This window comes from Mycetohabitans endofungorum (assembly GCF_002927045.1).
Lineage (GTDB): Bacteria > Pseudomonadota > Gammaproteobacteria > Burkholderiales > Burkholderiaceae > Mycetohabitans > Mycetohabitans endofungorum.
This window is the reverse complement of record NZ_PRDW01000004.1, coordinates 1-21683: the sequence shown is the minus strand read 5'-3', so window position 1 is coordinate 21683 and position 21683 is coordinate 1. Positions and strand designations below refer to the sequence as shown.

The window sequence follows — 21683 nt, the reverse complement described above, 5'->3', positions numbered from 1 at the left end:
TCTTCACCGCCAAAGCCCCCGATGCGGATCATGGATTAGCATATCCAATGGGGATGCGGTGTTGACGCTCGTATTCGAGCTTAATTGAAGCGTGACCACGGCGCGCCTGCCGCCGCGCGACTGTCCCGTCAGTCAGCAAAACCCGCCAGATAGTCCCGCCAATGGGGCGCGCTTTCGCGGGCCAATGCGTCGCGCACCAATGTGACTTCGTCCTCATAGTCCGCCGCACTCAACACGCCGCGCATCAGCTGGAAGCGGCAATACAGCAAATACGTGTTTACAACGTCCGTCTCGCAGTAGTGGCGGATCTCGGCGATGCGGCCCTGCTGGAACGCGTCCCATACCTGTGAGCCATCCATACCCATCTTGCCCGGAAACCCGCACAGCTTGGCCAATGCGTCCAGCGGCGCGTTCGCGCGGGTGTTGTACATCGCCAACACGTCCATTAGATCAGTATGACGGGCATGATACCGGCTGATGTAGTTATTCCATTTGAAGTCCCGATCACAGTCACCAAGATCCCAATATTTCGGTGCAACGACACCATTGACCAGCGCACGATAGTGCAGGACCGGCAAATCAAAGCCGCACCCGTTCCACGACACCAATTGCGGCGTGTACTTCTCGATCACCCGATAAAACGACTGGATCAGCGCGGCTTCCGGATCCTGCAGCGTGCCCAGCGAGCGTACGCGGAACCCATCCCGGTCACGGAACACGCACGAGATCGCGGCCACCCGCTGCAAATGCAGTGGCAGGAAATCAGAACCTGTCTTCTCGCGGCGCGCGGCAAATGCGCGCTCAGCGACGTCGGCATCGGACATCGTCGCGGACCATGACTCCAGCTTGCGAATGCCGGCCACGTCGGGAATGGTCTCGATATCGAAGACGAGTACCGGGATCACAGCACGGCGTCCTTGGGCACGCCGTTGGAGGCGAAATAGCGCTTCAGGCGCGCCAGTGCCTCTTGCTGAATCTGCCGCACACGTTCACGCGTGAGCCCCATCTCATCGGCCAGCTCCTCGAGCGTGGCCGGCTCGATACTGTTCAACCCGAAACGCCGCTCGATCACGTGACGATGCTTATCAGGCAGACGCGAGAGCCATACCCGTGTGAGCGTCTCCAGTTCGCGGTGCTGCACCTCGGCGTCCGGCGACTGGCTTTGCTCGTCCGACAGCAGATCCAGCAGGCTGCTAGCCGGGTCCAACTCCAGCGGCGCGTCCAACGAGGCAGTGTGCTCATTTAGCGCAAGGATGTCCGCTACCTCCTCGGGTGTCTTGCCAATCAGGTAGGCAATATCCTCGACGCTCGCGTCACAGCGCTCGCTGGCGCCGCTCGCCGGTGCACTGGCAGTCCGCTCCAGATGGCGCTTGGCGCGCAGCACCTGGTTCAACTCGCGGATCACGTGAACCGGCAGGCGCACGGTGCGCGCCTGATTCATGATCGCGCGCTCGATACTCTGGCGGATCCACCACGTTGCATAGGTCGAGAAGCGAAAACCACGCGTCGGGTCGAATTTCTCAATTGCGTGCATCAGCCCCAGATTGCCTTCCTCGATGAGGTCCAGCAATGGCACGCCGCGATTCAGGTAGGCCTTCGCAATGCTGACGACCAGCCGCAGATTGCGCTCGATCATCATCTGCCGGGCGTCAAACTCCCCCGCCTTGGCCAACCGCGAATAGCGCTGCTCCTCCTCAACCGTCAGCAACGGTTTCACGCTGATGCAGTTTAGGTAGTGCTGGATCGTATCAGCGGTCAGTTCAGCCTGCAGCAGCGTGCGAAAATCGTCCGGATCGGGCTCCGCGACCGCCGCCTCTTCCGCAGCACCTTGCTCCGACACCGGCTCATCGTCCAGTCCGTGTTCGGCAGACGGCTCGTCGGCGTGTCGCGCGAAGCGCTCGCCGTCGTCCAACTCACCGGAGGTATCGCCAACGGGATCCGACATGTCGGTCGAAGGACGGCGCTTCGCTTTGGCCATGGTAGTTCGCTCTATTGTGGCGGAAGATACTTCATGGGATCGACAGGCTTGCCCTGCTTGCGGACCTCGAAATGCAGCATCACCTTGTCCGCATCGGTACTACCCATCTCGGCAATCGTCTGGCCCTTGGTCACCGGGTCGCCTTCCTTGACTAGCAAAGTACGGTTGTGCGCGTACGCGGTCAGGTACGTCGCATCATGCTTGATGATAATGAGATTGCCATATCCGCGCAGCCCATTTCCCGCATAAACGACGCGCCCATCCGCCGACGACTTCACCGGCGCACCGAGCGCGCCGCCGAGGTTCACCCCTTTGTTCTTCGCTTCGTCGAACGCATTGAGCACCGGCCCGCGCACCGGCCACGCGAAGTTGACATTGCCGGCCACCGCGCCCGGCTGCGGCGGAATCGATGAGATCGCCGGCGCCGAGCCGTAAGGCGGTGCGGCCGTCGAAGGAGTCGACGCGGCACCGGGCGCAGCCGGGCCGCCGAGCGGGCGCGACTGCACTGCCGCGCCACCAAGCGGCGCAGCCGCGACACCAGGCGGCGAAGCGGCGACGCTGGCTCCCGGCGGCACGACCCGCAGCAACTGGTCGACTTCAATTTGGTTCGGATTCGTCAGGTTGTTCCACGCCGCGATGTCGCGGTAGTTCTGCCCATTTTCGAGCGCGACCCGATACAGCGTGTCACCTGGCTTCACACGGTAGTATCCGGGCGGCGGTGGGCCCAATGGCACGGCCTGCGCCGATCCCACACCGGTGGTAGAAAGCGGCGTGCCGCTGCGGTCGATGACGGGAGCGGGCTCCAGCCGGGTCGAACACGCCGTCAGCATTGCTAGCGCGGCAGCCACACAAACCGTTCGCTGGATCGTCACCAGACTCGCACTCACGCTCTCACTCCGCAACATGCTGTTCAACGTCAAATCACTCCCGATTTTAAGGGGACAAAGAAAACACGATCAAGCTGTGACTCACGCCACTGCGCGCTGGACACGCGCTCGACCAGCGTGAGCACCTGTTCGTTGCCGCTGCGTGAGCCCACCGGCGCCACCAGGCGGCCGCCGATGGCCAATTGCTCGAGTAGCGCAGCCGGCACATCGAGGCCCGCAGCGGCGATCACGATGGCGTCGAACGGCGCGGCGCTTGGCAAGCCGAGCCGCCCATCACCGTAATGCAGCCGGATGTTCGGCACGCGCAACGGACGCAGGTTCGTTTTCGCCCGCTCGTACAATGGCTTTACCCGTTCGATCGAATACACGTCGCGCGCAAGGTGGCTCAGCACGGCCGCCTGATATCCGCAGCCTGTGCCGATCTCCAACACTTTCTCCAGCGCACGCCCGGCTGTCGCCAACTCCAGCATGCGCGCGACTACCGACGGCTTGGAAATCGTTTGCTGGTGCCCGATGGGCAGTGCGGCATCCTCATAAGCCTGCGCGGCAAGCCCGGGATCGACGAACTGGTGACGGGGTATCGCCGCGAGCGCGGCAAGCACGCGTGCGTCAGCGACGCCGCTCGCGCGCACGCGTTCGACCATCCGTTGCCGAACACGTTCCGAGGTCAGCGCCAATTGTGTCGACAAGGACTCGTGCGCGGGCGCGGCCGGCGCCACCCTGTCGGAAAACGGCCGCATCCGCTCGAGGCCTTCGCGCGGGCGCGCGCCGCCCGGCACGGGCTTGGCCGCGGCGCTGGTGGGCCCCGATCCGGCCACGCCAGGTCGGGCTGGCGCACCGCGCGGCTCGCGCATCACGTCGGACAGCCCGAGCGGAAACCGCTTGGCGCGCCCGGCGCTCATGCAGGCTGCTCCGGCCGCCGCCAACCGCGCGTCCATTCGCATAGCGCCGGAAGCAATCGCGTATCGGTCAGATCCAGTTGCAGCGGCGTAAGCGAGACATCGCCGGCCGCCACCGCGTGAAAGTCCGTGCCTTCGCTTGCATCGAGCGCGGCCCCGGCCGCCCCGATCCAGTAGACCGGCTCACCGTGCGGATTGCTCGCGCGAATCACCGGCTGCGATGGATGCCGCTTACCGAGCCGCGTGACGCGCCAGGTTCCCATTTCGGCATACGGCCGGTTCGGGATATTCACATTCAGCAGCGTATGCGCAGGCAATGGCACGCGTAACCAATGCTGCACGATATCCGCGGCCACGCGCGCGGCCGCATCCAGGTGCGCCCAATCCTTATCGACCAGCGAGAACGCGATCGACGGCACGCCGAACAGGAACCCCTCGGTAGCTGCCGCGACGGTACCCGAATAGAGCGTGTCCTCGCCCATGTTCTGCCCATTGTTGATCCCGGACACCACCAGGTCTGGCTTGCCGTCGAGCAGCCCAGTCAACGCCACGTGCACGCAATCAGTCGGTGTGCCATTCACGTAGCGAAAGCCGTTTGCGGCGGTGAAGACGGACAGTGGCCGCCACAGCGTCAGCGAGTTTGATGCGCCACTGCGGTTGTGCTCCGGCGCGACCACGACCACCTCGCCCAATGGCGCAAGTGCGTGGTGGAGCGCCGCGAGCCCGGGCGCCAGATAACCGTCGTCGTTGCTGAGCAGGATCTTCATCAGGCGATTGTAACCGAGGATGTTTTGCCAACGGATAGCAATCGGGCGCACCACCCGATCATGCGACGTACAGCAGCAGTCATCCCGGCCGCCGAGCCGTACCGAATAAAAGGCACGAGCGTTCGCAATAGTCTACACTGGACGCGCTTCAAGCCCGGGGATCGCGTCGTCGCATACATCGGCATAGGCGTCTTCGCCGAATAGGGGGCCGCGCTCGCGGCCGCGTGCCTGCCGCTGCCACCGAAAATCGACTTCGGCGTCGCCGCTGCATTCACGCTGACCTACGGCACATCGCACCATGCGCTGGCGAACCGCGCCGTGCTTCAGCCGGGCGAAACGATGCCGGTGCTGAGCGCCGCCGGCATCGCGGCCATTGTGTCTCCTGCAACTCGTTCGACTTGATCGACGGCACGCGTTCAGACCGAGCGCCGGTCCAGTACCGCGCGGGCGATCGTGCCGGCGTCGACATATTCGAGTTCACCGCCGACGGGCACGCCGCGGGCCAACCGCGTGACCGTCAGGCCGCGCGCCTTGAGCATCTGGCCCAGGTAATGGGCAGTCGCCTCGCCTTCATTCGTGAAGTTGGTAGCCAACACGACCTCACTGACCACGCCGTCGGTCGCCCGGCGCATCAGCCGGTCGAAATGGATCTCGCGCGGCCCAATGCCGTCAAGCGGGCTCAAGCGTCCCATTAGCACAAAATACAGCCCGCAATAAGCGAGCGTCTGCTCGAGCATGATTTGGTCGGCGGGTGTCTCGACCACGCATAGCAGCGTCGGATCGCGCTGCTCGTCGCTACACAGCTCGCATACGTCGCGCTCGGTGAACGTGTTACACCGCTCGCAATGCTTGAGCACCTGCGTCGCGTGCAGCAGCGACCGCCCGAGCCGCTGCGCCCCGTCTCGGTCATGCTGCATCAGGTGATAAGCGATACGCTGCGCGGACTTCGGTCCGACACCGGGCAACATGCGCAGCGCTTCGATCAGCGCGGCCAGCGCGGACGGCGGCTTCACGTTCATAGGCGTCGCGCGCCAACACACGCCGGGAGTCGAAACACGACACGTTCCTTCATCAACGGCCCACGCAAAATCAGAATGGCAGCTTGAAACCTGGTGGCAGCGGCAGCCCCGCGGTCATACCGGACATTTTCTCCTGCGCCGTCGCCTCCGCCTTGCGCACCGCATCATTGAACGCGGCGGCGACCAGGTCCTCGAGCATGTCCTTGTCATCGGCCAACAGGCTCGGATCGATCGTGACGCGACGCACTTCGTTTTTGCAGGTCATCGTCACCTTCACGAGACCGGCGCCGGACTGGCCCTCGATCTCGATCTGCGCGAGCTGCTCCTGCATCTGCTTCATGTTTTCCTGCATTTGCTGCGCCTGCTTCATCAAGCCGGCGAGTTGGCCCTTCATCATCATGGAACTCCTTCGAATAGCGGGGGAATGCTGCGTTGGCCGGTCATGCGCTAGATACGCGGTGGTCGGCGCCAAGCGGGCGAATTGAACCCGGCACGATCGTCGCGCCGAACTCGCGGATCAGCGTCTGTACGAACGGGTCCACGTTGATCTCGCGCTCGGCTTGCTGCTGTTGCTGCGCGCGCCGCGCGGCCTCCACGGCCGCGGCCGTGCGGCGTGCAGGGCCAACCGATACGGTCACGCGAACCGGCCTACCTAGGGCCGCTTCAAGCGCGGCCTTCAGCTTGCCGGCGTGTGCCGCGTCCGCATATTGCGGCACCGGCACGCACAATGTCAGCTCGTCACCGTCACACGCCATAAGCTCACTGTGAAACGCAAGCTGGTACGCAATGCCGCGGAGCGACAGCGAGGCGGCCAATGTCGGCCAGTCGCCGTCGTAGCCGAGCGGCGCAAGAGACACAGCCGGCGGCAACGGCGTGTCATCGACTGGTGCCGGCGGCTGCACAGCAGCCGGCACGTCGGGCGCCGAGTCATCCGCCAGCGCGGCGAAATTGGGCTCGCCGACATCGAAGGCGCCGTCATACGCAGACAGCGGCACGAACTCGTCGTCGGGCGGCGCGTCATCCCAGGGCGCCACCGCCGGCGCCGATGCGCGAGCAGCGCCCTGTGCGTCGCCCGCGCCGGGGGCCGCGCCAGACGCGCGCGTCGCGCCACCTGACGCGACAGCGACCCGCTGCTGGCCATTGCTGCGCGGCCCCGGGCGCCGGGCGCCAGCGGCAGCGCTGGCCGCCAGCCGTTCGGCGAGCTGTGCTGCCGCGGACGCCGCTTTCGCGCGAAGCGGCGCGGCGGCGCCGTCGCCGTCCACACCCGGCGCCGTCGTCGCCTCAGATCGGATGGCGCCCGACGCAGCCGCCGGCGCACGACCGCGCTCGCTTGAAACGCGGATTCCCTTACCCCGCAGCATGCCAAGCGCCGCGCTGGCCGGACTGCCAGCGCGCGATGGGTCCGGGGGCGAGGAAACCGGTTGTGGCGACGATGGAGCGGCAACGTCCTCCTTCAATGGGGGTTGGCTCGGACCGGCCTCGACCGCGTCCGTCAGACCATCATCCGTGTGGGGCACGCTGGTCCCGTCCAGCTGCGTCTGGGTCGCGCCCATGCCGGTCGCATCAGTGCTGGCGGTGCTCGTCTGCGTCGCGTTCGTGCACGCCACCTCCGTGCGGGCCCCTTGCTCCTGCATTGCCTCATCCGCGTCAGCCCCACCGCGCGCAGCCGCAGGTACGCCAGGCGAACGTGCAGCCGTCTGCACCGCCCCGGCGGCATGGGTGGACATGGCGAGAGCCTGCGTCGCTGCACGGGCGTGCAAGCGCTGTGCAGGTTCGCGTGGCGTGGCGCCGACGGCGCGCGCGTCACCGGCTGTCGGGCCGCCGCCGGTGCCCGGTGCGCCTACCTCCGGCATGCCGGCTGCCGGCGGCATATCCGCCGGCGCAGACCCACGCATTGCATCGACAGTACCGAACGCAAGCATGCGCAACAACGCCATCGTGAAACCAGCATACTCGTCCGGGGCCAGCCCCAGTTCAGCGCGACCAATCGTCGCGATCTGGTAATAGAGCTGCACAGCTTCGGGCGTCAACTGCTGCGCAAAACGCCGGACGTCCGCTGCTTCCGGCCATTCGTCCAGCACCGAGTCGGGCACCACCTGCGCCCACGCAATCCGATGCAGCAGGCTGGACAAATCCTGCAGCGCAGTCGAGAACGACAAGCTGCGCGCGGCCATCTCGTCAGCCACCGAGCGTACCGCGGCGCCGTCGCGCACAGCGACCGCATCCAGCAAGCGCACCAGGTAGCTTTGGTCTAGTGCGCCGAGCATGCCCCGTACGGCCTGCTCGGTCACCACGCCTGCCGCGTACGCGATCGCCTGATCGGTCAACGACAGCGCATCGCGCATGCTGCCATCCGCGGCGCGCGACAACAGGCGCAACGCCTGCGTCTCGAAACCGATACCTTCGTCGGCCAGGATACGTTCCAAGTGCGACACGATATGGCCTGCGGGCATCTGTTTGAGATTGAACTGCAAACAGCGCGATAACACAGTGACGGGAATCTTCTGCGGATCCGTCGTCGCGAGAATGAACTTCACATGCGCCGGCGGCTCCTCGAGCGTCTTAAGCATCGAGTTGAACGCGTGATGGGTCAGCATGTGTACTTCGTCGATCATGTAAACCTTGAAGCGCGCATCGACCGGCGCGTAGACGGCGCGCTCGAGCAGCGCCGCCATCTCGTCAACGCCTCGGTTGCTGGCTGCGTCCATTTCAACGTAGTCGACGAAGCGCCCTTCGTCGATTTCGCGACACGCCTTGCATACACCGCACGGCGTGGCGGTAATGCCGGTCTCGCAATTGAGCGCCTTGGCCAAGATCCGCGATAGCGTAGTCTTGCCGACGCCGCGCGTGCCGGTGAACAAATAAGCGTGATGCAGCCGCTGCGCTTGCAGCGCATGGGTGAGCGCGCGCACCACGTGCTCCTGGCCGACGAGCGACGCGAAATCCTTGGGCCGCCACTTGCGTGCGAGAACTTGATAGGTCATCGTGAAATTGTATCAGCAACGCTCACGCGCACCACGCGCGAAGTCGGTCGCACGCCGCGGATGAACATTACGTTGACACCGGGAACGATGGGAGCGGAACAGCCCGATCGGGCGATCGGAAAGAGGAAGGTGACGAGCCCAACCCTCGGCACTGGCGGAAAACGGCTGTGGCTGCTTCGTTCCCGACCTGACCAGGTTGACCGCGCCACCATGCGAGGAGGCCCGTCACGGCGTATTCTAGCACTGGATTGCGTCGCGACGCCACCGCGCACGACGGAGAACGAATTACGTTAAGATGACGGCTGAATGACCTGCGAACGGGCGGGGTAGTCCCGCCGTTGCGCTTCGCGAGGGCCGCCGCGCGGCAGCAGCATGCCGCCGGACGGGTTTTTGGAGATCGGGCACACGGGGGGCCATCATGAGACCGCCCCCGGGGCCTTTAGAGGTAACGCGATAATGAGCGAACAAATCAAGCACATCACCGATGCTTCTTTCGAGCAGGACGTCCTCAAGGCGGACAAGCCCGTCCTTCTCGACTTCTGGGCGGAATGGTGCGGCCCGTGCAAGATGATCGCGCCGCTACTGGACGAAGTAGCACGCGACTACGGCGACCGCCTGCAGGTCGCCAAGATCAATGTCGATCAGAATCCGTCGACGCCGGCCAAGTTTAGCGTGCGGGGCATTCCGACGTTGATCCTATTCAAGAACGGCGTAGCGGCCCAGACGAAGGTCGGCGCATTGTCGAAGGCCCAAATCACGGCGCTGATCGACAGCCATATCTGAGCCCTCGGCGGCGCCCGCATCGGGACGGCGCTTGTTGCGAGGATGCAACGGGCGCCGCATCGCGACCATGCTCGAATTAGCATCGCTATGCTATGCTAAGATCAGAAAAGTTGAATACGTTTCAAATCGTATAACATCCTAACCGGGCCCGTCGCCCGACGACTCCCCTCCCCTTTCTGTCGCTTCTCCTCTTTCCCTGGCGGGATTCCTGTATGCATTTATCCGAGCTCAAGTCGCAACACGTATCCGCTTTGATCGAAATGGCCAATGGCCTGGAGATCGAAAACGCGAACCGCCTGCGCAAACAGGAGTTGATGTTCGCAATTCTGAAAAAGCGCGCCAAGACGGGTGAAACCATCTTCGGCGACGGCACCCTCGAAGTGCTGCCGGATGGTTTTGGCTTTTTACGCTCGCCCGAGACATCGTATCTGGCGAGCACCGACGACATCTACATCAGTCCGTCGCAAATCCGCCGTTTCAACCTGCACACCGGCGACACGATCGAAGGCGAGGTACGTACGCCAAAAGACGGCGAGCGGTATTTCGCGCTGGTCAAGGTCGATAAAGTCAACGGACAGCCGCCCGAGGCCTCGAAACACAAGATCATGTTCGAGAACCTCACGCCGCTGCATCCAAACAAGCCGCTGTCGCTCGAGCGCGACATGCGCGGCGAGGAAAACATCACCGGCCGCATCATCGACATGATTGCACCGATCGGCAAAGGCCAGCGCGGACTGCTGGTCGCGTCGCCGAAGTCGGGCAAGACCGTGATGCTGCAGCACATCGCGCATGCGATCAAGTCAAACCATCCGGATGTCACATTGTTCGTGCTGCTGATCGACGAGCGCCCGGAAGAAGTCACTGAAATGCAGCGCTCGGTGGCCGGCGAGGTGATTGCGTCCACGTTTGACGAACCCGCATCGCGTCACGTGCAGGTCGCCGAAATGGTGATCGAGAAGGCCAAGCGGCTGGTCGAGATGAAGCACGACGTGGTGATCCTGCTGGACTCGATCACGCGGCTCGCACGCGCCTACAACACCGTCGTGCCGGCATCGGGCAAGGTCTTGACCGGGGGCGTCGACGCCAATGCGCTGCAACGCCCGAAGCGCTTCTTCGGTGCGGCACGCAACGTGGAGGAAGGCGGTTCGCTGACGATCATCGGCACTGCGCTGATCGAAACCGGCAGCCGCATGGACGACGTGATCTATGAGGAGTTTAAGGGCACCGGCAACATGGAGGTGCATCTGGAACGGCGCCTCGCGGAAAAGCGGGTCTATCCGTCGATCAACCTGAACAAATCGGGCACCCGTCGCGAGGAATTGCTGATCAAGCCAGAAATCCTGCAAAAGATCTGGGTGCTGCGTAAGTTCATCCATGACATGGATGAAATCGAAGCCATGGAATTCCTGCTCGACAAGCTGAAGCAGACCAAGAGCAATTCGGAGTTTTTCGACATGATGCGCCGCGGCGGTTAAGCGCAGCACGCGCGTCGTCGATCCGCCAAACCGTCGGCGTTGCCGACGCTCAGGCTGCTGACGAACCCCATGTTTTTCGGAACATGGGGTTTGTTTTTTCATGCGGCTGCGCTGTTGGCACGGTATGGCGCGATCTAGTGGAGCAAGCCCACGAAATCGGCAATGAGCCGCTGCAACGATGCGTGTGAGCGCCAGAAGCTACGTAAAAGCGCCCGCAGGCAGGCCAGCCTCGACCAACCTGAACGTGAACGTACAGGTTTATGTATAATCGGTTTCCCCCCTCGTCGAACCGAACCGCGCGATGCGCCCTGCCGATCCCCCTTACGCACTGGTGACCGTCAGCGAAGCCGCCACCCGGCTCGGCGTGACACCGCGCACGCTGAAGTACTATGAGGAACTGGGACTGGCAACGCCCACCCGCAGCAAGGGACGTTACCGGCTGTACGAGCAAACCGATCTCGATCGCTTCGCACGCATTTTGCGGATGCGCTCATTGGGTTTTTCACTCACGGCGATCACTGCGCTGCTGAAGCAGCCGTTCGAGGCGCCGGCAGGCGAGAACCACCCGCGTCTCTCGCCTGCCGCGCTCGCCGCATGGCGCGCCTCACTGACCACACAGTTGGACATCCTGGATCAACGTGTCGCCCAGATGGGCAACGAACTGAAAGCCGCACAAGCGCTACGGATGCAGTTACAGCACGACCTGGACTATGTTGACCAGCGACTTGCTAGCGCCCCAGTGGACGTTGCGCTACAGCGGCGCAAGACGCGTGGCGGCGCCCGTGGGCGGGACGGCACGAAGACGGTACCGGCAAGCGCAAACGCCAGCCCGGTCAACACTGGCCACGAGAGCCGAGCCATCCGCGATGCCGACGCGGCGCTGGCCCGTCAGCGTCCAGTACCCCATCCCGCGCCGCGCGGGCCGGGCCACGGCGGCAACCGATGAACGCCGCTCCGGCATCCAGCGCCGCAACCGCACACGCATCCCACCGCGGCAACGCGGTGATGTCATGGGTGCTCGCGGCGGTCATCGGGCTAGACTATTTCGACAATGCCATTTTCTCGTTCTTCGCTACCTACATCGCCGGCGGCATCAACGCATCCCCCGACGAACTGGTGTGGGTCTCGAGCGCCTATGCGCTGGGCGCTGTGCTGGGCATCCTGCAACAGCATTGGTGGGTCGAGCGAATCGGCTATCGCCGCTACATCGCCGGATGCATGAGCTTCTACAGTGCCGGCGCGCTGCTGGCGGCGTTCTGCGACAGCTCCGCAGAACTGCTGTTCGCGCGAGGCGTACAGGGCTACTTCGTGGGTCCGATGCTCGGCGCATGCCGGATCCTGATCCAGATCAGCTTCACCGCGCAGCGCCGAGCCGACGCGCTGCGGGTGTTTCTTACGCTGATCGTCTTGGGCAGTGCGCTCGCCCCGATCGCCGGCGCATGGCTGGTGTCACATTTCGACTGGCGGGCACTGTTCGCCTGCACTGCGCCCGCGGGCTTCGTGCTCGGCGTGTTCGCGCTGTTGTCGCTGCCCAATACCGGGGACGTCGATCCGGCGCACCGCACCGAGCCGCACTACTGGGCCTATCTGGTGTTCGCATTCGCGCAGGCCGCGTTGCAGATTGTCATGACGCAGCTGCGCTTCCAGCTGTTCACCGGCTCGCCTGGCTTGATCGTATTGACCGTATGCGGCATTGCCGGACTCGCCTGGTTTGTCCACCACCAATGGCATCACCCGGCGCCGCTGGTACGCATGCACGCGCTGCGCGAGCCTACGTTTCAGGTCGGGCTGGTGCTCTATGTGTTCTACTATTACCTATCGACAGGGTTCAGCTACCTGCTGCCCCGGCTGATGGAGCGCGGACTGGGTTTTACGATCGAGAGCACGGGATATTTTAACGGCATCACATCGTTGCTATCCGGCATGCTGCTCTTCGTCTACCTGCATTATTCGAAGCACGTGCCGCGCAAAAAATGGATCATCGTGCCCGGATTCGCGCTCGCGGCACTGGCCGCGCTGTGGACGGCGCAGATGTCGCCACAGGTCGGCCACGACGCACTCGCCGCTCCGCTGCTGCTGCGCGGCCTGTTGCTGTTGTTCATCGTACTGCCGGTCGCGAACCTGACCTTCCGCGTCTTCGAGATCGAGGAGTTCACCCACGGCTACCGGTTGAAGAACCTGGTGCGGCAACTGGCCATCTCGTTCGCCACCGCGTCGATCATCATGCTCGAGCAGCATCGGCTCGCGTTGCACGAAACCCGCCTCGTCGAAGCCGCCAACCCGTACAATCCGATTTTTTCCGCGGCACTGGACACGCTAAGCCGCGGCGTGCTGGCTACCGGCAATCCGTCCGGTGATTCGCACGGCGTCGCCATCGCGCTGCTCGCCCGCAGTGTCGCGCAGCAGGCGAATTTCCTCGCTTCGCTGGATGGCTTTTACTTTCTTGCCGCGATAGCGCTCGTCGGCGGGTTGTTCGCTGCATGGCAGCGTGCATTGGACTGAATCGCGGACAGGACCCGATGTTCAGCAAAGTCTCCGACTGGCTCGAGCGACGGCGCCGCGAGCGCGCGCTGCGCGAGTTCGCGATTTCTGACTCGCTATGGGCACACACTTGCGCACGGCTGCCATTCCTATGCTACTTGACCGACGGCGATCAGGCGCGGCTGCGCGAGCTGGTCAGCCTGTTCCTGGCACAAAAGACGTTCACAACCACACACGCGCTCGAGTTGACCGACGAGATCTGCGTGAACATTGCCACGCAGGCCTGCCTGCCGGTGCTGAATCTGGGCTTGGAGCTGTATCGCGGATGGGTCGGCATCATCGTCTACCCAGGCGAGTTTGTGATCCGCAAAACCGTCGAGGACGAAGCCGGCGTGGTCCATGAGATTACGCAGGATGCCAGCGGCGAAGCGTGGGAAGGCGGCCCGGTGATCCTGTCTTGGGAAGACGTGCAGATGACCGACGGTAGCGATGCGTACAACGTCGTGATCCACGAGTTCGCGCACAAGATCGACATGCTGGACGGCGATGCCGACGGCCATCCGCCGCTGATTCGCCGCTGGCATGCGGCGCTGGACTGCACTGAATGGGGCGACATCTTCGACAACGCGTACGATCAGTTCTGCGCGCGCGTGGACGCGGTTCCACCGCACCTCTGGGCACGCCTGGAGCGCGATTCGCTGATCGACCCGTATGCAGCCGAACACCCGTCGGAATTCTTCGCGGTCTGCAGCGAGGCGCTGTTCGTACGGCCACACGCCTTCGCTGAGCAGTATCCGCAGCTGTACCGGCTGCTCGCGCGCTATTATCGACAGGACCCGGCCGGCATCGAGATCCTGAAAAATTCGCCAACCGACTGATTTTCGGGCATAATTCTGCCTTTTCCACCTTCGGAAAGTGGCTCGCGCACCGGCAGCGGACTGTCGACAGGGTGACGCGGCGGGCTGGCTACCGCTTGAAACCAAGGAACGTATCATGAAGAAAGGCATTCACCCCGATATCCGCGAGGTCGTGTTCCAGGACATGTCCAGCGGCAAGACGTTCATCATCAGCTCAACGATCCAGACGCGTGAGACGATCGAGCTTGACGGCAAGACCTATCCGCTCGCTAAGGTTGAAGTGTCTTCCGAATCGCACCCTTTCTACACGGGCGAGCAGAACAAGTTCATGGATACGACCGGCCGCGTCGAGAAGTTCCGCCAAAAGTTTGGCAACCGTGCCGGCGCGAAGGTCGCGAAGTAAGCACGGCCGCGGAGCGGCCGCCCCCGCGGGCGGCCACCCCGGTACCTGGTAACGCCGCTTGCGGCGCGCCGCGCAGGCCGGGACAGTTTCCATTAGGGGCAGCCAAGGCTGCCCTTTTCTGTCTGACGGCGCCGCGCGACGCGACTACAATGCTGGATCGCCGATCACAAAAATAGGTCCAATCGCCACGCATGAGACCCGTTGTCCGACTCACGGCCTCGGCCACCAGCGCACTGCCGCGCTGGGCCTTGCTGACGATTTGCGTCGTCTATGCAGCATTCGGCCTGTTTGGCCGTGATCCTTGGAAGAACGAGGATGCCGCCAGCTTCGGCGTCATGTGGACGATGGCAAGCGGCACCTGGCGCGATTGGCTGCTGCCGAACCTGGTCGGCAAGCCCGTGACGACGGATGGACCGCTTGCCTATTGGGTCGGTGCCTCCTTCATCCGATGGCTGGATCCGCTGGTCGATCCGAGCAACGCATCGCGTCTCTACACCGGTGTGTTTTTCTGCATGACTTGCGCGTTCGTCTGGTATGGTGCGTACCTGCTTGGCCGGCGCCCAGAAGTGCAGCCGTTCAAATATGCGTTTGGCGGCGAACCGTTGCCGCGGGACTACGGGCGCACGTTGGCCGATGGCGCGCTGCTGATCGTGCTGGGTTGCTTCGGACTGGCCGAACGCGGTCACGAGACGACGCCGCAAATCGCTGAAATGACCGCGGTCGCCTTGCTGCTGTACGGGCTGGTCCGCAGCCTGGACAAGCCCTTGCAAGGCGCGGCATGGACCGGCGTTGCGCTGGGTAGCATCGCATTCGTGGGCAATCCAGTGTTGGCAACCGCACTGCTCGTGTCGGTCGTTGCAACGGTCGGGCTGGTCCACGGCGTCCAGGCCAAACCGTTTGCCGTGATCGCGATGCCGTTGGCCCTCGCGCTGGGGCTGGTATGGCCGCTGGCCGCGCTATGGGCGTTCCCAGCGCATGCACCGGATTTTTTACGCGCGTGGTTCCACGGCAACTTCGATGAGTATTCCGGGCCGCCGTCCAAAGTACTGTTCTACGCAATCAAGAACTTGCCATTGTTCACATGGCCCGCATGGCCACTTGCGATCTGGTCCTGGTACAGTTGGGGCGGACTGCGCCGCGCACCGCATGTGGCGATTCCGATGTCCGTGTTCTGGCCACTGCTGGTGCTGGTCGTGCTGCAGAGCCATCAAACCAACCGGTTTTTCATGCTGCTGATCCCGCCGCTCGCGATGCTCGCCGCATTCGGCCTGCCCACTCTAAAGCGCGGCGCAATCAACGCGATCGACTGGTTCGCGGTGCTCAGCTTCACGATCCTCGGCTCGTTCGTCTGGCTGGTCTGGCTCGCGAGCTTGACCGGCTTCCCGCATCCGCTGGCCCGCAACCTCGCACGACTGGTGCCCGGATTCCAGCCCGAATTTGCACCACTGTCGTTCCTGTGCGCGCTTGTCGTCACGCTCGGCTGGATCGCATTGGTACGCTGGCGTATCTCGCGGCAACCGAAGGTGATCTGGCGCAGCGTCGTGCTGACCAGCGGCGGCACGACACTAATGTGGGTGCTACTGATGACGCTATGGTTGCCCGTGGTGAACTACAGCCGAACCTACCGCGACGTCGCCACACAAATCGCCACGCATTTGCCGCCTGACTATGCGTGTATCCGGCCGGTGCGTCTCGGCAATGCCCAATTGGCGACCTTCGCGTACTTCGGCAATATGCGCTTTGCATTTGGCGATGAGGATTGCGACGTACTGCTGCGACAGGACATGCACGATTTCAGCGCGCCGGGCACCCTGCCGCCATATGCATGGCACCTCGCGTGGGAAGGACGCCGTGCCGCGGATCGCGACGAGTTGTTCCGGTTGTACGTCAGGGTTGAGCAACCGAAGGCGCCACCGCGGCGCGGTATGAGGCATCGCACGGTCCAATAGCCAGTCCTCAAGACCATGGGCTGCCGGGCGCCGCCGGCCGATAGCCGCGCTGTCCGCTCAACCCACCGCCCAACCCAACGCCCGACATGCTGACCGACGCCCGCCAAATTATCTCCCTCGCCTGGCCCGTGCTGGTCGGCCAGTTGGCGATCATCGCGTTCGGCGTCATCGATACTGCAATGGTCGGACGATATTGCGCCACGGACCTGGCCGCGCTCGGACTCGGCTCGTCGATCTACATCTCGGTCTATATCGGTCTGACTGGCATCCTGGTCGCGCTGCAGCCCATCGCGGCACAATTATTCGGCGCGCACCGCCACGCGCAAATCGGCGAAGAAGTGCGGCAATCGGCCTGGCTCGCTATCATACTGGCGCTGCCCGGCTGTCTGCTGTTGTACTTCCCGACACCGTTGCTGCGCATCGCCGACGCGCCGCCGGAACTCAATGAGCGCGCCCTCGCCTACCTGCGCATCCTGTCGCTCGGGCTGCCGGCCAGCCTGCTATTTCGTCTCTTTAGCTCGCTATCGAATGCAGTCGCGAAGCCGCGGCCGGTCATGCTGATCCAGCTTGGCGGACTAATATTGAAGGTACCGCTCAATGCGCTGCTGATCCACGGCGCGTTCGGCCTGCCGGCGCTGGGTGGTCCAGGCGCCGCCCTCGCCAGCTCGATCATCAATTGGCTATCGGCCCTCGCCGGCATCGTGCTACTGCTGCGCGTCGATTTCTATCGCCAGTTTGCAGTGTTCGCGCAATGCTCGTGGCCTCACTGGCGGCAACAGCTGGCGTTGCTCAAGCTTGGCATCCCACTGGGCCTGTCCTACCTGATTGAAGTCACGTCCTACACATTCATGGCGCTGTTCATCGCGCGTTTCGGCACCACGGCGCTTGCCGGGCACCAGATCACCGGCAATGTCAGCGCAGTGCTGTACATGACACCGTTGTCGATCGGCATCGCGACGTCCACGCTGGTCGCACAACGGCTCGGTGCACGCGAATTCACCGCTGCACGCACCCTATCCGCGCATGGGATCGGGTTGGCCGCAGGCATCGCGCTACTGTACGCCACAGTCATCATCGCGATGAGACCGTGGCTGATCGCCGCCTATACGCCCGACCCGAACGTAGTCGCTGCCGCCATGCCGCTGTTGACGATCGTCGCTGGCTACCACCTGTGCGACGCGCTGCAGATCACCACTGCGTTCGCGCTGCGGGCGTACCGGGTCGCCGTGGTCCCGACGATAATCTACGCCACCGCGCTATGGGGCGTCGGCCTGGGCGGCGGATATCTCGCCGGCTTCGACCCACTACATTGGATGCCCGCGGCACTGACTGGCGCGCGCGGCTTCTGGTACGCCAATACGCTGAGCCTCGCGCTAGCGGCGGTTGGACTGCTGGTCTATTGGTCAAGCGTCAGCAAAAGGACACACGCATAGGCGTCGCTCGATCCAGACGCGGGCCACCGCTGAATGCGGTAAGCACGAATGCGCATAATTCGCCGCATCATGCCAGCGACGCCTGGCAATAGGAAATAAAAAAGCCCGCATAAGCGGGCTTTTTTAACGTTGGCGGAGTGGACGGGACTCGAACCCGCGACCCCCGGCGTGACAGGCCGGTATTCTAACCAACTGAACTACCACTCCAATTCGACATCTTAGCGTGCAAGCGTTGGCTACGCTTACATACTGCGCGCACTTTTTCGTGCGCTTTATATCTGGCGTCCCCTAGGGGATTCGAACCCCTGTACTCACCGTGAAAGGGTGATGTCCTAGGCCTCTAGACGAAGGGGACATAATCTTTTCAGATTCTGTCTCGCTGCTTTGTTTAACAGCTCAGAAAGAACGACATTATAACGACGTTTTTTCCGTTTGTGAAGTCTTTTTTGATCCGTTTTTTTCGTTTCAACGAAGACTTCACTCATTTCTGCCAAAACTTCACAACGTGTCCGTCTCGGAACAACGCTGCTTTCGCCATCAGCAGAGACCGAGATTATACGCAGACTGGTCCGGGGTCAGCAAGCACTTTTTCTGTTTTTGTCAGCGAATGCGATATGGTCACTCCTGCGTCGCAGCACGCCGACAACTGCCGGCTGCCCAGTCAGTCCACTGCACTGCGCATCGCGCCACAAGCTCGTGGCCGGGAGTGGCGTCGCCATCCATCCTATTGCGCCGCGCTCCGTCGGTCCGATGGCATTTAGCCAAGGCAACGAAATGTCTCGATCGTATACGCCCACGTTAAAGTAGCCGCCCTGAGCGTAGGCGGCTATGCAGTCAAGGCGGGCGGCCCGCTCATCGCCGGGGCCCACGAGGCGCATGGTCAGCGCCGCAGCGGCGCCACGCCCAGCCGCGGCGGCAAAGAGCGATTTCTGCATTGCTTCGGCGCGCCGCGCGTGTAAGCTTATTGGCCTAAATCGCTGAACGTACTGGCGGCCAGCGCCACCTGATGCCGACCATGAAGTTCGGCAACAGCTGCACGAACTGGCCGAGAGCGGCCACGGTTTGGCTCGCTCCATCTGCCCGTCTTGATGCGTTCGTCAGCCTCGACGATGCACGCTAAACGAATCGAAGCGTGGCGCGCCGACGGCCACTCGGTACGTCCGCATAGTGCCTTGGGTCAACTGGCGCCGGACCCGCTCTGGCCACCGCATCAACCGGAAACCGGCGAGACCGCTAACCTACGGATGGTGCGCTCGACGGGGTAAGGTCAGCTGCATTTGTGGCAGCCAGCCGGGCTCAAGCGAAGCAGCAAGATATATGGCTGTGGACACGCTGGGCCTGCTGCTGGCGGTGCACATTACGCCGACCAACGCGCAGGAGCGCGCACAGGTGGCCGAGCTTGCGCGTCAGGTTCAGCATGTCACCGCTTAGACGGTGAAACTTGCATTGGCTGACCAGGGCTATACGGGCGGCACGCCTGCGCAGGCCGCTCGCGATGAAGGCATGGAGCTGCAGGTCATCAAGCTGCCTGAGGCAAAGAAGGGCTTCGTGCTGCTGCCCCGCCGCTGGGTGGTCGAGCGCAGTTTCGCCTGGCTTAACCGGTTCAGGCGACTGACACGCGACAACGAGCGCCTGTCCGAAACCTTGGCCGGCCTGCATTTCGTCGTCTTCACTATGCTCATGCTCGTTCATGCTGTACCTATTATGAAAATTGCCTAACACGCTTTAGGATTTTTAATTATCCCCCCTCCCTTTTCCGCATCACCTTTTTATAACTTTCCCTTGTATTTTTAAATGAATTTTCAAACGGTTTGATTCTTAGCATATGCGCTCGACTTGAATAGCCCCCACAGCAGCTAAAAATAAACCGCCCCATAATAACAGCATTGAATGAACACAACAGGCACTTATATATACGACAACCGCCCCGATCAGGCACAATACTGTACGAAGCCATCCAATCAAATTCTCATCTTGAATAAATTTTATATTTTCCGTTTCCAATTATCGGGATATCTTTCCCTTTCCAACCAATCTGATTATTTAACAAAATTCCCAACTTCGTTTATGACGGCCTCGCAAAGAGGGTACTTATCCGCGGATAGGAACAGTAATAGATCAACAGCGCTATTTACGGCAAACGCAACCGGATTCGGCCTGAACATTTGCTCCACGGCACTAGCTCCCAAACCAACCATTGCCGCACTGAGTGTAAGTGTCGTAGTAGCAGGAGCATACGGCGACGGTACGGCCGCAATCGCACCCGTTATCGCACTAAACCGGCCAGCTGCCGTCGATAAAGCGGCAGCAGTATCCGCAATCTGCTCCTTTGGCAAATCCGGCGGATAATAAAGCATCCTCGCTGGCGCCAGTCCCGCTGCACACTCGGCCGTCACACAGGGCTTCGCCGCAGGCTTGAGCGTATCTTCGCGGTCCTAGCTCTGGTTGCATGGGCGCCGCCGTGTAGCTGATCGTGTTCCGCACATCGCTGTTCCTCACCGTATCCACGATATACCGCTGCAGTTCAGTATCATTCGCTACCATCGCCTGCGCCAGGATTGGATTACCGTCCGCGGTCTCACCCGCATAGACCCAATTGACCTCTGCATCCGTCGGACGCTGATCACCTATCAAGATGTCGGGACTCCCGGCATATGTTTGGCCGCCCTCTGTCATCGATATCTGCCGCATCTGGTCTTCGATCTGCTGCTGGGTGTATTTGCCACCACTCTTTTCCGCAAGCTGTTGGGCTAAGGTCTTTTTCTGCGGATGCAACTGCCAACTGAAGCGGTGAAGAACACTCGTTATAATTCAGATTTGGCAGATTGTATTCGCTTCTTTTCTTGCATAAAGCGCTCAACAAGTCTCGAAACTCTCTGTGGAAAGAGTTTCAGTAGATATTTTTCGTAGCTAGATAAACGAATCTCCTTTTCATAAACGGCCCAAGCAGCATCCCTTGCTGGGACAACAATGCTCAGCACATAGGAACCATCCTCATCTTCGAAGAGCGTGTAAGCCCAGTTTACTTGAGAAATAATTTTCATTGCGGCGGCCGTACGACAGGCATTGGCTTAACTTGTTTAATCGGAATTGGATCAATGGTGATTTCTGGCGCACCACCAGCGGTATAGCCACCACGTGTAAAATGACTATTTGCACCTGCCTCGAGCCCTGTAGGCAACCTTGGATTGTTTTCAAGAGGGTTCGGAATATCAACTCTGAACAAGGGACCATTCCAATACTCGGGCTCAATTCCCAATCGTTGTTTGATAAGTGCGTTATCTCCTCCTGTTTTCCTGAGCAATGACGCTATGTAGTTTGGCGTCGATACAAACCAGCCATCTGGACGACCCATCATTGAATATTTCCCAAAGCTCTCTACTGGTGTCAGTAAAGATGCTCCATCTGCAAAGCGTCCAAAGTGCTCCCCAATATCTACGATGCTGCCGTCTCGGTAGAAATTTCCTTCTGCCCGTGCGGCATCAGTAAATTTTTTAGTCTCTGCTGCCACTGCGTTCGCACTACGGATATTGTTTATTGCCCCCGCCGCCTTTGAGACAGCGAAATTAAAAGTAACCCCCGTCGTTGTACCAACTACTGTGCTTCCAAGCTGCTGCCCCACCTGTTGCCCCGCCGGGGCATAATTTCCTCCACCCGCCTGAATAATTACATTACGCGTCGCCTCCTGCATCTGCTGCGCAGTGCCCTGAGGATCCGTGATGAGCCCATACGCGCCTTTAACCCCGCCCCACAGCGTATCTAACGGAT

At 61.9% G+C, this 21683-nt stretch carries 17 protein-coding genes, 2 tRNA genes, 1 other RNA gene and 4 pseudogenes; 10 read left to right on the top strand and 14 right to left on the bottom strand.

Annotated elements, in window-relative coordinates; genetic code table 11:
• Nucleotides 1–128 precede the first annotated feature (128 nt).
• Genes B0O95_RS04905 through surE form a run of 5 tightly spaced genes read right to left on the bottom strand, consistent with a single transcriptional unit; the run spans nucleotide 129 to nucleotide 4531 of the window.
• A complete protein-coding gene (locus B0O95_RS04905; RefSeq protein WP_104076902.1) occupies nucleotides 129–905 on the bottom strand; it encodes a 3'-5' exonuclease in 777 nt (258 codons plus the stop codon).
• On the bottom strand, nucleotides 902–1978 hold the full coding sequence (gene rpoS, locus B0O95_RS04900) for an RNA polymerase sigma factor RpoS (RefSeq protein ID WP_104076901.1): 1077 nt from the start codon (nucleotides 1976–1978) through the stop codon (nucleotides 902–904). The genes B0O95_RS04905 and rpoS overlap by 4 nt, the downstream gene beginning before the upstream one ends.
• Nucleotides 1979–1989: 11 nt before the next feature.
• On the bottom strand, nucleotides 1990–2883 hold the full coding sequence (locus B0O95_RS04895) for a peptidoglycan DD-metalloendopeptidase family protein (protein WP_104077086.1): 894 nt from the start codon (nucleotides 2881–2883) through the stop codon (nucleotides 1990–1992).
• Between the two features lie 11 nt (nucleotides 2884–2894).
• Complete coding sequence (locus tag B0O95_RS04890; protein WP_104077085.1) at nucleotides 2895–3767, bottom strand: protein-L-isoaspartate(D-aspartate) O-methyltransferase; 873 nt, start codon at nucleotides 3765–3767, stop codon at nucleotides 2895–2897.
• On the bottom strand, nucleotides 3764–4531 hold the full coding sequence (gene surE, locus B0O95_RS04885; protein ID WP_104077084.1) for a 5'/3'-nucleotidase SurE: 768 nt from the start codon (nucleotides 4529–4531) through the stop codon (nucleotides 3764–3766). Before surE ends, B0O95_RS04890 begins: the two co-directional genes overlap by 4 nt.
• 141 nt (nucleotides 4532–4672) lie before the next feature.
• Between surE and B0O95_RS16390 the strand changes: the two are divergent.
• Nucleotides 4673–4894, top strand: a pseudogene (locus B0O95_RS16390) (NADPH:quinone oxidoreductase family protein); the annotation flags it as partial.
• Between the two features lie 53 nt (nucleotides 4895–4947).
• Here B0O95_RS16390 and recR read toward each other — a convergent pair.
• The 4 genes from recR to ffs form a co-directional block, all read right to left on the bottom strand.
• Nucleotides 4948–5550: a recombination mediator RecR gene (gene recR / locus B0O95_RS04880; protein ID WP_104076900.1), complete on the bottom strand. Its 603-nt coding sequence runs from the start codon at nucleotides 5548–5550 to the stop codon at nucleotides 4948–4950.
• 70 nt (nucleotides 5551–5620) lie between these two features.
• On the bottom strand, nucleotides 5621–5947 hold the full coding sequence (locus tag B0O95_RS04875; RefSeq protein ID WP_104077083.1) for a YbaB/EbfC family nucleoid-associated protein: 327 nt from the start codon (nucleotides 5945–5947) through the stop codon (nucleotides 5621–5623).
• Nucleotides 5948–5990: 43 nt separating this feature from the next.
• Complete coding sequence (dnaX, locus tag B0O95_RS04870) at nucleotides 5991–8534, bottom strand: DNA polymerase III subunit gamma/tau (RefSeq protein ID WP_104076899.1); 2544 nt, start codon at nucleotides 8532–8534, stop codon at nucleotides 5991–5993.
• 128 nt (nucleotides 8535–8662) lie between these two features.
• Nucleotides 8663–8761: signal recognition particle sRNA small type (ffs, locus tag B0O95_RS04865), an RNA gene on the bottom strand.
• Nucleotides 8762–8990: 229 nt separating this feature from the next.
• Here ffs and trxA point away from each other — a divergent pair.
• From trxA to B0O95_RS04820, 8 genes and pseudogenes are all read left to right on the top strand, one after another.
• Nucleotides 8991–9317, top strand: coding sequence for a thioredoxin TrxA (gene trxA / locus B0O95_RS04860; RefSeq protein WP_104076898.1), 327 nt, complete (start codon nucleotides 8991–8993; stop codon nucleotides 9315–9317).
• 212 nt (nucleotides 9318–9529) lie between these two features.
• Nucleotides 9530–10792 (top strand): transcription termination factor Rho, encoded by a 1263-nt coding sequence (rho, locus tag B0O95_RS04855; protein ID WP_104076897.1) that lies wholly within the window; start codon nucleotides 9530–9532, stop codon nucleotides 10790–10792.
• A 301-nt stretch (nucleotides 10793–11093) separates the two neighbouring features.
• Nucleotides 11094–11591, top strand: a pseudogene (locus tag B0O95_RS04845) (MerR family transcriptional regulator); the annotation flags it as partial.
• A 143-nt stretch (nucleotides 11592–11734) separates the two neighbouring features.
• Complete coding sequence (locus tag B0O95_RS04840; protein ID WP_104076894.1) at nucleotides 11735–13294, top strand: MFS transporter; 1560 nt, start codon at nucleotides 11735–11737, stop codon at nucleotides 13292–13294.
• A gap of 17 nt (nucleotides 13295–13311) precedes the next feature.
• Nucleotides 13312–14151 (top strand): M90 family metallopeptidase, encoded by an 840-nt coding sequence (locus tag B0O95_RS04835; protein WP_104077082.1) that lies wholly within the window; start codon nucleotides 13312–13314, stop codon nucleotides 14149–14151.
• Nucleotides 14152–14266: 115 nt separating this feature from the next.
• On the top strand, nucleotides 14267–14533 hold the full coding sequence (locus tag B0O95_RS04830) for a type B 50S ribosomal protein L31 (RefSeq protein ID WP_104077081.1): 267 nt from the start codon (nucleotides 14267–14269) through the stop codon (nucleotides 14531–14533).
• A 191-nt stretch (nucleotides 14534–14724) separates the two neighbouring features.
• Entirely contained in the window at nucleotides 14725–16482 is a 1758-nt protein-coding gene (locus tag B0O95_RS04825; RefSeq protein WP_104076893.1) for an ArnT family glycosyltransferase, read from the top strand.
• Nucleotides 16483–16568: 86 nt separating this feature from the next.
• A complete protein-coding gene (locus B0O95_RS04820) occupies nucleotides 16569–17915 on the top strand; it encodes an MATE family efflux transporter (RefSeq protein WP_104076892.1) in 1347 nt (448 codons plus the stop codon).
• Between the two features lie 130 nt (nucleotides 17916–18045).
• On the opposite strand, the gene B0O95_RS04815 is transcribed toward B0O95_RS04820, so the two are convergent.
• Both B0O95_RS04815 and B0O95_RS04810 read right to left on the bottom strand, forming a co-directional pair.
• Nucleotides 18046–18122 (bottom strand) — tRNA-Asp (locus B0O95_RS04815).
• 72 nt (nucleotides 18123–18194) lie between these two features.
• Nucleotides 18195–18270, bottom strand: a tRNA-Glu gene (locus B0O95_RS04810).
• Nucleotides 18271–19184: 914 nt separating this feature from the next.
• Between B0O95_RS04810 and B0O95_RS16895 the strand changes: the two are divergent.
• Nucleotides 19185–19634 (top strand): annotated as a pseudogene (locus B0O95_RS16895) (transposase); the annotation flags it as partial.
• Between the two features lie 555 nt (nucleotides 19635–20189).
• Here the strand turns inward: B0O95_RS16895 and B0O95_RS04795 are convergent.
• The 3 genes and pseudogenes from B0O95_RS04795 to B0O95_RS16380 all read right to left on the bottom strand — a co-directional run.
• Nucleotides 20190–20690, bottom strand: a complete 501-nt coding sequence (locus tag B0O95_RS04795) for a hypothetical protein (protein ID WP_104076890.1) — start codon at nucleotides 20688–20690, stop codon at nucleotides 20190–20192.
• A 29-nt stretch (nucleotides 20691–20719) separates the two neighbouring features.
• Nucleotides 20720–20959 carry a hypothetical protein gene (locus B0O95_RS04790; RefSeq protein WP_104076889.1) on the bottom strand — a complete coding sequence of 80 codons (240 nt, stop codon included), beginning with the start codon at nucleotides 20957–20959 and terminating at the stop codon, nucleotides 20720–20722.
• Nucleotides 20956–21683 (bottom strand): annotated as a pseudogene (locus B0O95_RS16380) (hypothetical protein); the annotation flags it as partial. The pseudogene B0O95_RS16380 and the gene B0O95_RS04790, both read right to left, overlap by 4 nt.

What these genes read in the sequence shown, in the direction of transcription:
- B0O95_RS04835 (WP_104077082.1), top strand. Translation starts at nt 13,312, where the DNA reads ATGTTCAGCAAAGTCTCCGACTGGCTCGAGCGACGGCGCCGCGAGCGC.
- B0O95_RS04890 (WP_104077085.1), bottom strand. Translation starts at nt 3,767, where the DNA reads ATGAGCGCCGGGCGCGCCAAGCGGTTTCCGCTCGGGCTGTCCGACGTG.
- B0O95_RS04830 (WP_104077081.1), top strand. Translation starts at nt 14,267, where the DNA reads ATGAAGAAAGGCATTCACCCCGATATCCGCGAGGTCGTGTTCCAGGAC.
- B0O95_RS04840 (WP_104076894.1), top strand. Translation starts at nt 11,735, where the DNA reads ATGAACGCCGCTCCGGCATCCAGCGCCGCAACCGCACACGCATCCCAC.
- dnaX (WP_104076899.1), bottom strand. Translation starts at nt 8,534, where the DNA reads ATGACCTATCAAGTTCTCGCACGCAAGTGGCGGCCCAAGGATTTCGCG.
- B0O95_RS04820 (WP_104076892.1), top strand. Translation starts at nt 16,569, where the DNA reads ATGCTGACCGACGCCCGCCAAATTATCTCCCTCGCCTGGCCCGTGCTG.
- B0O95_RS04790 (WP_104076889.1), bottom strand. Translation starts at nt 20,959, where the DNA reads ATGAAAATTATTTCTCAAGTAAACTGGGCTTACACGCTCTTCGAAGAT.
- rpoS (WP_104076901.1), bottom strand. Translation starts at nt 1,978, where the DNA reads ATGGCCAAAGCGAAGCGCCGTCCTTCGACCGACATGTCGGATCCCGTT.
- recR (WP_104076900.1), bottom strand. Translation starts at nt 5,550, where the DNA reads ATGAACGTGAAGCCGCCGTCCGCGCTGGCCGCGCTGATCGAAGCGCTG.
- rho (WP_104076897.1), top strand. Translation starts at nt 9,530, where the DNA reads ATGCATTTATCCGAGCTCAAGTCGCAACACGTATCCGCTTTGATCGAA.
- B0O95_RS04875 (WP_104077083.1), bottom strand. Translation starts at nt 5,947, where the DNA reads ATGATGAAGGGCCAACTCGCCGGCTTGATGAAGCAGGCGCAGCAAATG.
- B0O95_RS04825 (WP_104076893.1), top strand. Translation starts at nt 14,725, where the DNA reads ATGAGACCCGTTGTCCGACTCACGGCCTCGGCCACCAGCGCACTGCCG.
- B0O95_RS04895 (WP_104077086.1), bottom strand. Translation starts at nt 2,883, where the DNA reads ATGTTGCGGAGTGAGAGCGTGAGTGCGAGTCTGGTGACGATCCAGCGA.
- surE (WP_104077084.1), bottom strand. Translation starts at nt 4,531, where the DNA reads ATGAAGATCCTGCTCAGCAACGACGACGGTTATCTGGCGCCCGGGCTC.
- trxA (WP_104076898.1), top strand. Translation starts at nt 8,991, where the DNA reads ATGAGCGAACAAATCAAGCACATCACCGATGCTTCTTTCGAGCAGGAC.